This window comes from Aestuariivirga sp. (assembly GCF_965227715.1).
Taxonomy (GTDB): Bacteria; Pseudomonadota; Alphaproteobacteria; order Rhizobiales; family Aestuariivirgaceae; genus Aestuariivirga.
In genome coordinates this window covers 1546526-1560563 of sequence record NZ_OZ245771.1, presented here as the reverse complement: position 1 = coordinate 1560563, position 14038 = coordinate 1546526, and the positions used below count along the sequence as shown (strand labels likewise).

12 protein-coding genes are annotated in these 14038 nt (G+C 63.0%); 7 read left to right on the top strand and 5 right to left on the bottom strand.

Annotation, left to right across the window (positions count from 1 at the left end; all coding sequences use genetic code 11):
- Positions 1–9 precede the first annotated feature (9 nt).
- Positions 10–561 (top strand): sigma-70 family RNA polymerase sigma factor, encoded by a 552-nt coding sequence (locus ACO06F_RS07425; RefSeq protein ID WP_421696051.1) that lies wholly within the window; start codon positions 10–12, stop codon positions 559–561.
- Between the two features lie 104 nt (positions 562–665).
- On the opposite strand, the gene ACO06F_RS07420 is transcribed toward ACO06F_RS07425, so the two are convergent.
- The 3 genes from ACO06F_RS07420 to ACO06F_RS07410 all read right to left on the bottom strand — a co-directional run bounded on the left by ACO06F_RS07420 (position 666) and on the right by ACO06F_RS07410 (position 2962).
- Positions 666–845 carry a hypothetical protein gene (locus tag ACO06F_RS07420; protein WP_421696050.1) on the bottom strand — a complete coding sequence of 60 codons (180 nt, stop codon included), beginning with the start codon at positions 843–845 and terminating at the stop codon, positions 666–668.
- A gap of 12 nt (positions 846–857) precedes the next feature.
- The gene (locus tag ACO06F_RS07415) at positions 858–1055 is read right to left on the bottom strand and encodes a CsbD family protein (protein ID WP_421696049.1); all 198 of its coding nucleotides are present in this window, start codon (positions 1053–1055) and stop codon (positions 858–860) included.
- Between the two features lie 107 nt (positions 1056–1162).
- Positions 1163–2962: an AI-2E family transporter gene (locus tag ACO06F_RS07410; protein ID WP_421696048.1), complete on the bottom strand. Its 1800-nt coding sequence runs from the start codon at positions 2960–2962 to the stop codon at positions 1163–1165.
- 68 nt (positions 2963–3030) lie between these two features.
- Here ACO06F_RS07410 and ACO06F_RS07405 point away from each other — a divergent pair, with 68 nt between their 5' ends.
- Together ACO06F_RS07405 and ACO06F_RS07400 are read left to right on the top strand one after the other, a co-directional pair.
- Entirely contained in the window at positions 3031–3924 is an 894-nt protein-coding gene (locus tag ACO06F_RS07405; protein ID WP_421696047.1) for an aldo/keto reductase, read from the top strand.
- Between the two features lie 4 nt (positions 3925–3928).
- Complete coding sequence (locus ACO06F_RS07400) at positions 3929–4759, top strand: 3-keto-5-aminohexanoate cleavage protein (protein ID WP_421696046.1); 831 nt, start codon at positions 3929–3931, stop codon at positions 4757–4759.
- Between the two features lie 76 nt (positions 4760–4835).
- Here ACO06F_RS07400 and ACO06F_RS07395 read toward each other — a convergent pair whose 3' ends face one another.
- Positions 4836–5555 carry a transcriptional regulator NanR gene (locus ACO06F_RS07395; RefSeq protein WP_421696045.1) on the bottom strand — a complete coding sequence of 240 codons (720 nt, stop codon included), beginning with the start codon at positions 5553–5555 and terminating at the stop codon, positions 4836–4838.
- A gap of 81 nt (positions 5556–5636) precedes the next feature.
- Here ACO06F_RS07395 and oiaX point away from each other — a divergent pair, with 81 nt between their 5' ends.
- The 4 genes from oiaX to ACO06F_RS07375 are packed head-to-tail and all read left to right on the top strand — an operon-like array spanning position 5637 to position 11550.
- A complete protein-coding gene (gene oiaX, locus ACO06F_RS07390; RefSeq protein ID WP_421696642.1) occupies positions 5637–6887 on the top strand; it encodes a 3-oxo-isoapionate-4-phosphate decarboxylase OiaX in 1251 nt (416 codons plus the stop codon).
- Positions 6887–8158: a four-carbon acid sugar kinase family protein gene (locus tag ACO06F_RS07385; RefSeq protein WP_421696044.1), complete on the top strand. Its 1272-nt coding sequence runs from the start codon at positions 6887–6889 to the stop codon at positions 8156–8158. Before oiaX ends, ACO06F_RS07385 begins: the two co-directional genes overlap by 1 nt.
- A 12-nt stretch (positions 8159–8170) precedes the next feature.
- On the top strand, positions 8171–9160 hold the full coding sequence (gene deoC / locus ACO06F_RS07380; RefSeq protein WP_421696043.1) for a deoxyribose-phosphate aldolase: 990 nt from the start codon (positions 8171–8173) through the stop codon (positions 9158–9160).
- Positions 9161–9168: 8 nt separating this feature from the next.
- The gene (locus ACO06F_RS07375; RefSeq protein WP_421696042.1) at positions 9169–11550 is read left to right on the top strand and encodes an aldehyde dehydrogenase family protein; all 2382 of its coding nucleotides are present in this window, start codon (positions 9169–9171) and stop codon (positions 11548–11550) included.
- 302 nt (positions 11551–11852) lie between these two features.
- Here the strand turns inward: ACO06F_RS07375 and ACO06F_RS07370 are convergent, their stop codons facing one another.
- Positions 11853–14006, bottom strand: coding sequence for a malate synthase G (locus tag ACO06F_RS07370; RefSeq protein WP_421696041.1), 2154 nt, complete (start codon positions 14004–14006; stop codon positions 11853–11855).
- Positions 14007–14038: the final 32 nt, after the last annotated feature.

Sequence of the window (14038 nt, the reverse complement as noted above, 5' to 3'; positions counted from 1 at the left end):
TTTCCTGTCATGAATGATCATGCGTTCAGGAATGATCTGATTGCGCTGATTCCGCCGTTGCGCGCCTTTGCCATTTCGCTTACCGGCAAGGTCGACCGCGCAGACGACTTGGTGCAGGAAACCCTGCTGAAGGCCTGGGCCAACCGCGAAAGCTTCGAGCCGGGCACCAAGCTCAAAGCCTGGCTCTTCACCATTCTGCGCAATGAGTTCTACACCGTCTTCAGGAAGCGCAAGCGCGAGGTGGAGGATGCCGATGGCATCATTGCCGCCAATGTCGGCGTTCACCCTGAACAGGACGGACATATGGACCTGACCGACATGCAGAACGCGCTCGTTCGCCTGCCGGTGGACCAGCGCGAAGCCCTGCTGCTCGTCAGTGCCAGCGACATGTCCTATGAAGAGGCAGCTGTCATCTGCGGCGTGGCCGTTGGCACGATCAAGAGCCGGGTGAACCGCGCGCGTGCCCGGCTTGCCGAGCTTCTCCACCTCAAGGAGGCCTCCGAATTTGGGCCCGAAGCAGAGGTGAGAGCAGCCCTCATGAGCAAGACCAGCGCCGGCTGACGGGCGGCACGGGAACATTCAACCCCGCGAATTCTTGTGAGATCCGAGTGAGTACTGCGTAATCGTAAAATGCAGAAAGGCCCGGAATTCCCGGGCCTTTCTCATTACATTGCCACGCTTTGCGGCTGATCTGTCTTGTACACCACGGTCACGTTCGGCATATCGACGTGCCGCATCATCCGGGCGTCTTCGCTATGGCGTGCCGTGTTGGCGGCCACGATGGCGATGAAAGGGAAGGCGGTGAACTGACACGCTGTCAGGATCACCACTGCAAGCATTCTCATGATGCGCACCAATCACAGCTTTTTCAGCCACGAGTCGATTTCCGTCCGGGCCTGGTCTTTTGCGTAGCCATACTGCGTCTGCAGACGGCCTTCGAGCTCTTCGCGGCGGCCTTCGACCTTATCCAAGTCGTCGTCAGTGAGCTTGCCCCACTGTTGCTTGGCCTGGCCTTTAAACGTCTTCCAGTTACCTTCGATCCGATCCCAGTCCATGTTTCATGTCTCCTGGTATGGTTGATGGTCCAATGTGCTCATGCACCGTTGCAGAGATAACGGCCCGGCTCTCCATATGTTCCGCCTTGTGAGAGAATGCTTTGGAGTCAAGATGTTGCGACTTTCAGCTGAGACACGTTCTCAGCTGGTGTTCCCTGAGAGTGCGCCTCGGCCATAGGCAGCATGGCGAGCGCGTGGTCGGGTGCCAGCATGCTGCGCGCGCCCTCGACGTCACGCCAGGCGAGCCCCAGAATCTGCGCGTCCGGCAGACGCGCGGCGAGCCGCTTTTCAAGATAGGCGTATTTCGCCGCTGACGGTGCCGTGAGATAGGTGAGGCAGACGAACCGTGCCCCTTGCGCCAGCTCGTCGGAGAACTTGCCCGGCTCTATGGCGTCTGACGGCAAAAGCCTATGCGGCACATGCTTGAGGCGCAGCAAGGCAGAGACCGAAAGTGCCGCCGCGAAATTGAGTGCACCATGGGCAGCCACCACGATCACCGGCGCTGCGGCCTCGCTTGCCTTGCTTCTCTCTGGCCACAACTCCTCAAGCAGCTCTGAATAGGTGGTGACGATCTCAAGCTCGTGCGGCGGCGTTAACACCTGGCGTTGCTTGTCGCTCTGGGCCAGAAGCAGGCCCGGAATTGCCACCTCGGTCAGATATTTGTCGAGTTCGCCCGCCTCCACATATTTCTCCGCATGTTCGGCCGCTTCCAGCGGGTCTCCCGCCAGCATGCGCTGGTAGAAGGCGTGGTCCGGCGTAAGGACTGGCGCAGAACCCAACAGCACCTCGAGAAACTGCAATGCTTCGATGTTGCGGCCCACCACCAGCAGCACGATCGTCATGGGGGTGGACAGCACGAGGCCGATCGGGCCCCAGAGCGCGGTCCAGAATGCGGCAGCCGTCACGACTGCGACGGGTGATAGCCCCGTGCTCCGGCCAAAGAACAAGGGCTCGAGCACCTGGCCCACAATGCTTTCCGTCACCAGCATGACGCCGACCGTCATCAGCGCCAGCGTCCAGCCATCGCCGACTGCGGCGGCGATGATGATGGGAAAGATGGCCGAGAGCACCGTGCCCACATAAGGCACGAAGCGCAGGATCATGGTGAGCGTGCCCCAAAGGGCTGCCCCCGGTACGCCGATCAGGAACAGGGCGACGCCGATGAAAAGCCCGGTTGAGGCATTGATCATCATCTGCATGGCGAAGAGCCGGCTGAGGCGGCGGCCAGCTTCATCGATTGCAGTCGTCGTCCGGTGAATGTCTCCCGTGCCGGCGAGCCGGATCAGCCGGTTTCGCAGATCCTCGCGGTAAATGAGGATGAAGGCGAGCATGAGCACGACGATGCCCAGCTGCGTCAAAGGATGGATGAGAAGGCCCAGGATGGCGGTGAGAGACGCGAGCGGGCCCTGCCTTTCCTGAATCTCGACGGGAATGGGCTTCACCACTTCTGGTGCGGGCGTGCGCGCCGTCGCATCCGGCCGCTCGAGCTCCAGGCGGAGGTTTTCGAGAACGCCAGCCGCGCGCTCCAGCGTGCCGCCGCCAGACGTCATGGACTTGAGGTTCTGCGCCTTTTCCTTGAGGCTTGATTGATAGGACGGAAGATCGGCCGCAAGATTGGTGAGGGCGGAGCCGACGAAGCCCCCGATGACGGCGACGATGACACCAGCCATGACAACCGTCATGATGACGGCCATGACCTTCGGCAGCCGCAGGCGCTGCAGCCCGGTGACGACGGGCGCCAGCAGGATCGAGAGCAGGATGGCGAGCGCCACGGGAATCAGGATTTCGCTTCCGGCATAGAGAATACCGCAGACAGCGAGAAAGATGATCAGACCGTTGACCAGGCCTTGGCCCGGCGGGGGACCCAGTGTGTTCTCACGGTAGACCACGGCGGGAAGTGGCCGCATGACATGTATTCCTTCGCGCTGTTGGACAGAAGACCAGGGTTGTTGGCCGGCAGCAGGGACCCGGGCCCGTGAGAGGAACGTTTCGCCTGCTTGCCGGTTCCCGCGGGCCGGGCTACGAGTTCGTGATCGAGAAGGACAGTTCAATGACGCCTGCCACCACACCTGCATCAAACGGCATTCCGCTTCTGGGCTTCGGCACCTATCCACTGTCCGGCGTGGAAGCGGAGCGCTGCGTGGGCATGGCGCTTGAGGTGGGTATCCGCCACATCGACACCGCACAGATGTATGGCAATGAGGCCGAGGTGGGCCGGGCCGTTGCAGCGTCAGGCCTGCCCCGCAGTGATTGCTTCATCGTGACCAAGGTGGACCCTTCGAACCTCGATCAGCGCCGCTTTGCGCCTGCCGTTGCGCGCTCGGTCGAGGCGCTGGGGGGACCACCCGATCTCCTCCTCATCCATTGGCCGCCTGCCGATGGCGTCATTGACCACAGCGTCGAACAGCTGGTTGCGGAGCGGGACAAGGGCATGGCGCGGGCCATCGGCGTCAGCAATTTCTCCGTGGCGCAGATGCGCCGCGCCCAGCAGATTGCGGGCGGAAGCCTGATCTGCAACCAGGTCGAGTTTCATCCGCTGCTCGACCAGTCCCGCCTTCTGGCCGCTGCGGGCGACACGGGAATGATCCTCACCGCCTATTGCCCGCTCGCCCGCGGCAAGGCGATGCAGACGGAGGTGGTCAAAGAGATTGCCGCGCGCCATGGCCGCCCGCCGTCCGAAATCGTGCTGCGCTGGATCACCCAGCAGGGGGTGGCCGCCATTCCGATGACGCGCAAGCGCGAGAATGCCGTCTCGAACCTGAACTCTCTCAGCATCACCCTGACGCAGGAGGAGATCGAGGCCATCTCGGGCCTGGCGCGGCGCGATGGCCGCATCATCAGCCCGTCCTGGGTCAAGAGCTGGGAGTGAGGGCATGACCACGCCCTGCATCATCACCGTTGCGATCACGGGTTCCGTTCCGCGCAAGGAACACAATCCGGCGGTGCCCATCACCATTTCCGAGCAGGTTGAATCGACCCAGGCCGCCTTCGAAGCTGGTGCCACCATCGCCCATGTGCATGTGCGCAACGATGACCAGACGCCCACATCCAATCCGGACCGTTTCGCACAACTGCTCGAAGGCCTGCGCCAGCACTGCCCCGGCATGATCGTCCAGTTCTCGACTGGCGGACGCTCCGGCAAGGGGTCCGAGCGCGGCGGCATGCTGCATCTCGGCTGCGACATGGCCTCGCTCTCAACCGGCTCCTGCAACTTCCCGACCATCATCTACGAGAACCATCCGGACCTCGTCCGGGAGCTGGCGCAGAAGATGCTCGACTATGATGTGAAGCCGGAAATCGAAGTGTTCGACCTCTCGATGCTCTATCAGGCCCTGCGCCTTGCCGATGAAGGCCTGCTGAAGAAGCCGCTGCATGTGCAGTTCGTTATGGGCGTCAAGAACGCCATGCCGGTGATCCGCCAGGCCTTCGACTTCATGGTGGATGAGGTGACGAGGCTTTCGCCGCAATCGACTTGGGTTGCAGCCGGCATCGGCCGGCACCAGCTGGAGGTGAACCGCTGGTGCCTCGAACGTGGTGGCCACTGCCGCACGGGGCTTGAAGACAACATCCGCTGGGACGAAACCCGGCTTGCGGCTTCAAACGCCGAACTGGTCGCGCGCGTCGCCACGATGTGCGGAGACTATGGCCGGCACCCTGCGAGTGTGACGGAGGCGCGGGCGATATTGGGATTGTCTGCCGTCTAGTTGGTGTCCCTTCTCCCGTTGCAAAGCAATGGGAGAAGGGAAAACCCGCGTGGTGTGCTTGGAAAGGTCTCGCGGGTCAGCCCCGCGTGAGGTGTGCCGCGGAGGTGTAGAGTACACTCGATCTCTCGAGATGCCTGACCATAGCAGCCTCCGCTGCGCCGGCATCACCCTTGGCGATGTGGTCGACGATCTCCGTGTGCTCGGAAATCGTGTGGGTTTCCTTGCCGCTCCAGACCAGCAGTTCAGTGTGATAGGCCTTGAGCCAGCCGAGCATTGCTTCGCTCACGGATATGAAGATCGGATTGCCGGAAATCGCGGCGATCTGCGTGTGGAGGCGCATGTCGGCCGCCATGAAGGCTTCGCTCTGGCCCAAAAGCCGGCGCTGCTCCTCGATCGTGGCGCGGAGCCTCTCCACGTCCGAACCTTGCGCCTTTGCCGCCGCCTCGCGCACCATGCCGCGCTCGAAGAACAGCCGCGCCTGCTTCAAATGCTCAAGCGAGCCGGAGGAGCGCTGCAGCATGATATGGGCAGAGAGGTCCACCTGCCGGATGATCGATTGCGCGGTCAGCTCCTGCACGCGCGCCCGCTCGCCATGGCTGATGGAGACCAGCCCCATATTGGCCAGCGACTGCATTGCCTCGCGGATCGCCGGGCGGCCCACGCCGAAACGCTCCATCAACTCGCGCTCTGAGGGCATGGCGTCGCCTGCCTTCAGATTGCCCTCCGAGATGAGGCGGAGCAGCCGCTCCAGAACCTCGTCAGACAGCTTGCGGCGGATGATACGCTCGGTTTGCATCGGCTTGGGATTGGCTGCTAAGTTGCGCTCAGTTCATGTCATCATACCAGTAAACACCCAATGCGCAATCCGCCACCCGCCATGATCCGCCTCACCTATCTGATCGAAACGGACGGGAGCCCCGAGAAGCTTGCCGCGAAAATCGCCAGTGACCAGTCGACCGGCACCTTCGTGGCGGTGCCGGGCGAAACGGACGAGCTGAAGGCGCGTGTCGCGGCGCGCGTGGTGGCGGTGCGGGTGCTTCCCCCTGCTTCCGTACCTTCCTTCCCCACTGATGCCGCGGGGCCCTTCAACCGCGCCGAAGCGGACATTGATTTTCCCTTCGATGCCATCGGCACGGACTTGGCGGCGCTGATGACCATCACCATGGGCGGTGTCTGGTCGATCCGCGGCTTCACCGGCATCCGGGTGACGGGCATGAAGCTCCCCCCGGAATTTGCAGGCGCACACCCCGGCCCGCAATTCGGCATTGCCGGCAGCCGCAGGCTCACGGGCGTGGAAACCAGGCCCATCATCGGCACCATCGTGAAGCCGGCGCTGGGCCTCAGGCCGCCGGAGACCGCCGCACTGGTGGGTGAGCTGATCGCGGCCGGCGTTGATTTCATCAAGGATGACGAGAAGCTGGCAAGCCCCGCCTATTCGCCGCTGGAAGAGCGCGTCAAAGCCATCATGCCCTTGGTCCTCGATCATGAGCAGAAGACGGGCAAGAAGGTGATGTATGCCTTCGGCATCAGCCACGCGGACCCGGACTTGATGATGCGCAACCATGATCTGGTGCTGAAGGCTGGGGGCAATTGCGCCGTCATCAACATCAATTCGATCGGCTTCGGCGGCATGAGTTTTCTGCGGAAACGCTCAGGCCTGGTGCTGCATGCCCACCGCAATGGCTGGGATCTGCTGACAAGGCATCCGGGGATTGGCATGGATTTCTCGGTCTACCAGCAGTTCTGGCGCCTGTTGGGGGTGGACCAGTTCCAGATCAACGGCATTCGCGTGAAATACTGGGAGCCGGATCAAAGCTTCGTCGACTCCTTCAACTCACTAAAGGCGCCGCTGTTTTCACCTGAGGATTGCCCGCTGCCGGTGGCAGGCTCCGGCCAGTGGGGCGGCCAGGCGCCGGAAACCTATGAAAGGACCGGCCGCACACAGGACCTGCTCTATCTCTGCGGCGGCGGCATCGTCAGCCACCCGTCTGGCCCGGCAGCAGGCGTGCGCGCGGTAAAGCAGGCGTGGGAGGCGGCGGTCTCCGGCGTGCCGCTTGAAAGCTATGCGGCCTCACACCCCGAGCTCGCGCAATCGCTCGCCTTCTTCGGCGATGGACAAGCCGGCTGATGTTTCTCTCCTATTATGGCGATGACTTCACGGGCTCGACCGACGTGATGGAATCTCTGGCGCTTCACGGCATGAAGACGGTGCTGTTCACGCGCATTCCAACATCGGAGGAACAGGCCCGCTTTGCCGGGCATGATGCGGTGGGGATTGCCGGCACCAGCCGGAGCCAGACGCCCCAATGGATGGACGAGCACCTGCCGCGTTACTTCCACTGGCTCAAGTCGCTGAATGCGCGCTTCTGCCACTACAAGGTCTGCTCCACCTTCGACTCGAGCCCGCGGATCGGAAACATCGGCCGCGCCATCGAAATCGGGCGGCAGGTCTTCGGCCAGAGCGTCACACCGCTCGTGGTCGGTGCGCCGCAGCTGAAGCGCTACACAGCCTTTGGTAATCTGTTCGCGGGCTATCAGGGTGAGACCTACCGGATTGACCGGCACCCGGTGATGAGCCGCCATCCGGTGACGCCGATGGACGAGGCGGACCTCCGCCTCCACCTCGCGCGCCAGACGTCCCTTCCCATCAGCCTCGCCCCCGCCAATGCGGCTGAGGGAATCCTGATCTTCGATGTGTGGGACCTGGCAACACAGTTGGCCGTGGGCCATGAGCTGCTGCGGCCGAATGCGTGGGGTCCATTCATCGCGGGATCATCCGGCGTCAATTATGCGTTGATGAAAGCGCTGGGGCTTGAGACCGTCAGCTTTCCGGCGCTTCCGCCTGTAAGCCAGATCATCGCCGTCTCCGGCAGTTGCTCACCCACCACCGCGCGGCAGATCCGCCACGCGCTGGCGCATGGCTTTGCGGGGCTTGCGGCGGACCCGGTGGCCCTCGCCACGGATGAGGCTGCCACGCAACGCTACACGGCAGCAGCCAAGGCACTGATGGGCCAGGGCCGCAGCGTGATCGTCTATACAGCCCTCGAGCCTGACGGCGAAAAGGGCGATGCGCTCGATCGCATTCCGGGCGGGCGCCACCGTGTAGGGCAGGCGCTGGGCCAGATCGCGCGCGGCTGCATTGCAAGCTTCGGCCTCACGCGCGCCATTCTGGCAGGGGGAGACACTTCGAGCCATGCGCTGGGAGAACTTGATGTCTTCGCGCTGACCACCCGCTTCCCGCTGCTCGCCACGCCGGGCTCTCCCTTGTGCACCGCCGCAAGTGCTGACCCCAGGCTTGATGGGCTCGAGATTGCCATGAAGGGCGGGCAGGTTGGGGGGGATGATTATTTCATGAGCCTGCGCGATGGCACTGTTCCTCTCCCGCCCGCCATGGATTAGAAGCTTTGCGTCATGAATGAACTCCGCCCCCTTGGCCAGACCGGCCGTTTTGCACCGGTCACCCGTAACCCCGGCACAGCACTCAACCTTGCCTGGTTCGAGGATGCGCAGGTCAATCTCTCTGCCGCGGAACGCCGCGCGGCGAGCCTGCCCGCGCGCCGCTCGGTGAAGAAGAATTATCAGGCCGCCTGGCTGGTGAAGGCGCTGCAATGCATCGACCTGACGACGCTTTCAGGCGATGACACGCCGGGCCGCGTCCACCGCCTCTGCGCCAAGGCGAAGCGGCCGCTGCGGGACGATATTGTGGCGGCGCTGGGCCTCGGCGCGGCGCCAACCGTCGGCGCCGTCTGTGTCTATCCGTCCATGGTGCCGCCAGCCGTCAAGGCGCTCGAAGGATCGGGCATTCCCGTGGCCTCCGTTGCCACCGGCTTTCCCGCAGGCCTCACGCCGCTGCCGCAGCGCCTGGCCGAAATCCGTTATGCGGTGGACATGGGCGCACGCGAGATCGACATCGTCATCCATCGTGCCCAGGTTCTCACCCAGGACTGGACAGCGCTTTATGATGAAGTCGCCGCCATGCGTGAGGCCTGCGGCGAAGCGCATATGAAGGCGATCCTTGCCACGGGCGATCTGAAAACGCTGCGCAACGTCTACAAGGCGTCGATGGTGGCCATGCAGGCGGGGGCGGATTTCATCAAGACCTCGACCGGCAAGGAGGACGTCAATGCCACACTGCCCGTGAGCCTGGTCATGGCGCGGGCGTTGCGGGATTATGGCGAGCTCACTGGCCATCAGATCGGCTTCAAGCCCGCGGGCGGCTTGAAGACGGCGAAGGACGCCATGAACTGGATGATCCTGATGAAGGAGGAGCTGGGCCGCCGCTGGCTGGAGCCCGATCTCTTCCGCATCGGCGCCTCTTCCATGCTGGCCGATATCGAACGCCAGCTCGAACACCATGTGACGGGCCGCTATGCCGCCGCCACGCACCAGCCGCTTGCTTGAGAGGCCCCATGCCCAGCGTTACCGAGATTCTCGACACCATGGATTATGGGACAGCGCCCGAAGCAAATGGCCATGTGCGTGATTGGCTGAAATCCCACGCTGACGGATTTGGCCATTTCATCAATGGCGCCTTCACCAAACCTGCCCATCTGTTCGACATGTCGAATCCCGCCAATGGCGAGAAGCTGGCGCGCGCATCGCAGGGCACGGCGGCGGATGTGGATGCCGCCGTCAAATCCGCACGCAAGGCCTTTGGCACATGGTCCAGGCTTTCGGGCCATGAGCGAGCGCGCCATCTCTATGCGATTGCGCGCCTGATCCAGAAGCGCGAGCGCTTCCTCGCCGTGCTCGAGACCATGGACAATGGGAAGCCCATCCGCGAATCGCGCGACATCGATATTCCGCTGGTGGCGCGCCACTTCTACCATCACGCCGGCTGGGCGGAGCTGATTGTGGATGAGTTTCCGGGCTTTGAGCCTGTGGGCGTCTGCGGCCAGATCATCCCGTGGAATTTCCCGCTGCTCATGCTGGCCTGGAAGATTGCGCCCGCCCTTGCTGCCGGCAACACCGTGGTGCTGAAGCCAGCGGAATTCACGCCGCTCACCGCCTTGGCCTTCGCCGAAATCTGCCGTGAGGCGGGCTTGCCGCCGGGCGTCGTCAACATCGTCACGGGTGATGGCGCCACGGGTGCGGCACTGGTCGATCATCCGGATATCGGCAAAATCGCCTTCACCGGTTCAACCGAGGTAGGCCGCCTGATCCGCAAGGCAGCGGCAGGCTCGGGCAAGAAGCTTTCGCTGGAGCTTGGCGGTAAATCGCCATTCATCGTCCATGAAGATGCCGATCTCGATGCAGCCGTTGAAGGCGTGGTCGATGCGATCTGGTTCAACCAGGGCCAGGTCTGCTGCGCGGGCTCGCGCATTCTCGTGCAGGAAGGTGTGGCGCCTAAGTTTCTGGCCAAGCTCCGCCGCCGCATGGAGACATTGCGCGTGGGAGACCCGCTCGATAAATCCATCGACATGGGCGCCATCGTCGATCCCGTTCAGCTCCAGCGCATCACCGCGCTCGTGGCGAAGGGCCAGGCGGAGGGCGGCACGCTCATTCAGGCAGCCTGCGACTTGCCCACGGGCGGCAATTGGTTTGCCCCCGCGATCTTCACCGATGTGGGGCCGTCCTCTACGGTCATGGATGTCGAGATCTTTGGCCCCGTCGCCGCGGTGATGACATTCCGAACCCCCGATGAGGCGGTGCAAATCGCCAATCACACGCGCTATGGCCTCAGCGCCACGGTGTGGTCAGAGAACATCAATCTGGCGCTCGATACGGCGGCGCGCGTCAAGGCTGGCGTTGTGTGGCTCAACGCCACCAATCTCTTCGATGCCGCGGCGGGCTTCGGCGGCTACCGCGAATCCGGCTTCGGCCGCGAAGGCGGGCGCGAAGGCATGTATGAATATCTTGTGCCAGCATGGGAGAAGGCTCTGAAGCCGCAGGCACCGGCGAAGGCGGAGCCCCTTGGTGCTGCGCCCGCAGGTGCTGTTGAAGGCGCGCTGATCGACCGCACGGCCAAGCTCTATATCGGCGGCAAGCAGGCGCGGCCGGACTCTGGCTATTCCTATTCCGTATACGGAGCAAAGGGCAAGGTCATCGGCCAGGCGGGCCTCGGCAACCGCAAGGACATCCGCAACGCAGTGGAAGCCGCTGCCAAAGCTGGCGCATGGTCCACCGCCACGGCGCACAACCGGGCGCAGGTGCTCTATTACATTGCGGAAAATCTGTCCGCGCGGTCTGGCGAATTCGAGCTGCGCCTCAAATCAATGGGCCAGTCTGCGAAGGATGCACGCGCCGAGGTAGAGGCATCACTCGCCCGCATCTTCTGGTATGCCGCACAGACCGACAAATTTGATGGCCGCATCCACGCCACCAAGTCTCGCCACGTGACGCTGGCCATGAATGAGCCCTATGGCGTGATGGGCCTCATCTGCCCGGAGGAGATGCCGCTTCTGGGCTTCGTCTCACTCGTCATGCCGGTCATTGCCATGGGAAACCGTGTGGTGGCCGTGCCATCCTCGTGCCAGCCCCTTGCCGCCACTGATCTCTATCAGGTGTTCGACACCTCCGATGTGCCGGGCGGCGTCATCAACATCGTGACGGGTGAGCGTGACGAGCTGGCGAAAACGCTGGCCGAGCATGACGAGGTGGCAGCGCTCTGGTACATGGGTTCGGCCGCGGGTTCGAAGCTGGTGGAAGCGGCGAGTGCCGGCAATCTCAAGCCCACATGGGTCTCCAACGGCAAGCGCCGGGACTGGCTGTCGCGCCAACAAGGTCAGGGCACGGACTATCTCCGCCGTGCCGTGCAGGTGAAGAACATCTGGGTGCCTTACGGGGAATAAAGAATTGGTTCGTCACCCCAGCGAAGGCTGGGGTCCCGCTTTGCATCAGCATGTGCTGCACCGAAAGCGGGTTGCCAGCCTTCGCTGGCATGACGGTGAGTAATGTCGTCAGGCGCTTGTCGCCACGCACTCCACACGTTGCGTCACCCCAGCGAAAGCTGGGGTCCCGCTTTGCATCAGCGTGTGCTGCACCGGAAGCGGGATGCCAGCCTTCGCTGGCATGACGGTGCGAGTTGGGAGTTGATCTCAAGTGACCCGGCGAAGGTGAGTTGTATCACCTGGCGCTTGACGATCAGCTCAGCCTATCCCCGCGCCTTCACCCGCAGCCGGTGCATGTGCAAGAGCGGCTCCGTGTAGCCATTGGGCTGTTCCCGCCCCTTGAACACCAAATCACACGCTGCCTGAAACGCGATCGAGCTGTCGAAATCATCCGACATCGGATGATAATCCGGATCGCCTGCATTTTGGCCATCCACCACGGCTGCCATGCGCTTCATCGTCTCCATCACCTGCGCCTCGCTGGCCACGCCATGGCGCAGCCAGTTGGCGATGTGCTGGGAGGAGATGCGCAGCGTGGCGCGGTCTTCCATCAGGCCAACATTGTCGATATCCGGCACCTTGGAGCAGCCGACACCGAAGTCGATCCAGCGCACCACATAGCCGAGGAGTCCCTGCGCATTGTTGTCCAGTTCCTTCTGGATCTCTTCCGGCGTCCAGTTGGGGCGCACCGCAACCGGCACCGAGAGGATGTCATCAAGCTTGGCGCGCGGGCGGGATTTGAGCTTTTCCTGCACCGCCTTCACATTCACCTTGTGATAATGCGTGGCATGGAGCGTTGCTGCAGTGGGGGAGGGAACCCAGGCCGTGTTGGCGCCAGACTGCGGGTGACCGAGCTTCATCGACAGCATGATGGCCATGTGATCGGGGATCGCCCACATGCCCTTGCCGATCTGCGCATGGCCGGGAAGGCCGCAGAGCAGGCCCACATCCACGTTCCAGTCTTCATAGGCTTTGATCCAGGGCGCCTGCTTCATATCCCCCTTGCGGATCATGGGGCCTGCTTCCATGGAGGTGTGGATCTCGTCTCCGGTGCGGTCGAGGAAGCCCGTATTGATGAAGACGATCCGGCTCTTGGCTTGGCGGATGCACTCCTTGAGGTTGATGGTGGTGCGCCGCTCCTCATCCATGATGCCGATCTTCAGGGTATCGGGTGCAAGGCCCAGTGCCTGCTCCACGCGGGAGAACAGCTCCACCGCGAAGGCCACTTCCTCAGGCCCATGCATCTTAGGCTTCACGATATAGACGGAGCCGGCGCGCGAATTCCTTCGCAGTCCCTTGGGGCCCACATCATGGATGGCGATCAGCCCCGTCATCATCGCATCCATGATGCCTTCGGGCACTTCGCGGCCGTCCTCATCGAGGATGGCCGGATTGCGCATCAGATGGCCGACATTGCGAACCAGCATGAGCGAGCGGCCGGGAAGGGTGAAACTGCCGCCGCCCGGCGCTTCATAGCTGCGGTCGGGGTTGAGGCGGCGGGTGATGGTGCGGCCGTTCTTCTCGATCTCCTCGGTGAGATCACCCTTCATCAGGCCCAGCCAATTGCGGTAGACCGCCACCTTGTCCGCCGCATCGACGGCGGCGACCGAATCCTCGCAGTCCATGATGGTGGTGAGGGCGGACTCGACGATCACATCGGAAATTCCCGCCTTGTCATCCTTGCCGATCAGATGCCTGGCGTCGAATGTGATTTCGACGTGCAGCCCATTGTTGGCGAGCAGCACGGCGGCGGGGTCTTGGCCGTCTCCGCGATAGCCCTTGAACTGCGAGGGCGTCTTCAGCGGACCCAGATCGGTCACCAGCGCTGCGCGCTCAATGAACACGCGGGAGACATCCGCCCATTTGGCCTTGGCCAGGGGTGCCGCCACATCGAGGAAATTCCGCGCCCAGCCGATGACGCGTGCGCCGCGCACCGGGTTATAGGCCTGGCCCTTTCCCGCCCCATCCTGCTCGGGGATGGCATCGGTGCCATAGAGCGCGTCGTAGAGCGAGCCCCAGCGGGCATTGGCGGCGTTCAGCGCATATCGCGCATTCATCACGGGAACGACGAGCTGGGGGCCTGCCACTTGCGCGATTTCCGGGTCGACATTCTCCGTCGTCACCGCGAAGTCCGGCCCCTCGGGAAGAAGATAGCCGATCTCCATCAGGAAGGCGCGGTAGGCGTCCATGTCCGCAGGGGCACCATTCTGCCGGTACCAGTGATCGAGCTTCGCCTGCAAGGCATCGCGTTTCTCGAGAAGGGCGCGGTTTTTCGGCTCCAGATCCCTTATGATGTCAGCGAAGGCATGCCAGAAGTCGAGCTCGGAAATGCCCGTTCCGGGCAGGGCCTCTCCGCCGATGAAGCTGAACAATTCGCCCGCCACTTGCAGGCCCGCGATCTCGATCCGGTTCGTCACGTCGCATCAACCCCTTTGAATGATTGAGGGGT

Coding starts and splice junctions, on each gene's coding strand:
- ACO06F_RS07385 (WP_421696044.1), top strand. CDS start 6,887: ATGTTTCTCTCCTATTATGGCGATGACTTCACGGGCTCGACCGACGTG.
- ACO06F_RS07375 (WP_421696042.1), top strand. CDS start 9,169: ATGCCCAGCGTTACCGAGATTCTCGACACCATGGATTATGGGACAGCG.
- deoC (WP_421696043.1), top strand. CDS start 8,171: ATGAATGAACTCCGCCCCCTTGGCCAGACCGGCCGTTTTGCACCGGTC.
- ACO06F_RS07400 (WP_421696046.1), top strand. CDS start 3,929: ATGACCACGCCCTGCATCATCACCGTTGCGATCACGGGTTCCGTTCCG.
- oiaX (WP_421696642.1), top strand. CDS start 5,637: ATGATCCGCCTCACCTATCTGATCGAAACGGACGGGAGCCCCGAGAAG.
- ACO06F_RS07425 (WP_421696051.1), top strand. CDS start 10: ATGAATGATCATGCGTTCAGGAATGATCTGATTGCGCTGATTCCGCCG.
- ACO06F_RS07395 (WP_421696045.1), bottom strand. CDS start 5,555: ATGCAAACCGAGCGTATCATCCGCCGCAAGCTGTCTGACGAGGTTCTG.
- ACO06F_RS07415 (WP_421696049.1), bottom strand. CDS start 1,055: ATGGACTGGGATCGGATCGAAGGTAACTGGAAGACGTTTAAAGGCCAG.
- ACO06F_RS07420 (WP_421696050.1), bottom strand. CDS start 845: ATGAGAATGCTTGCAGTGGTGATCCTGACAGCGTGTCAGTTCACCGCC.
- ACO06F_RS07410 (WP_421696048.1), bottom strand. CDS start 2,962: ATGCGGCCACTTCCCGCCGTGGTCTACCGTGAGAACACACTGGGTCCC.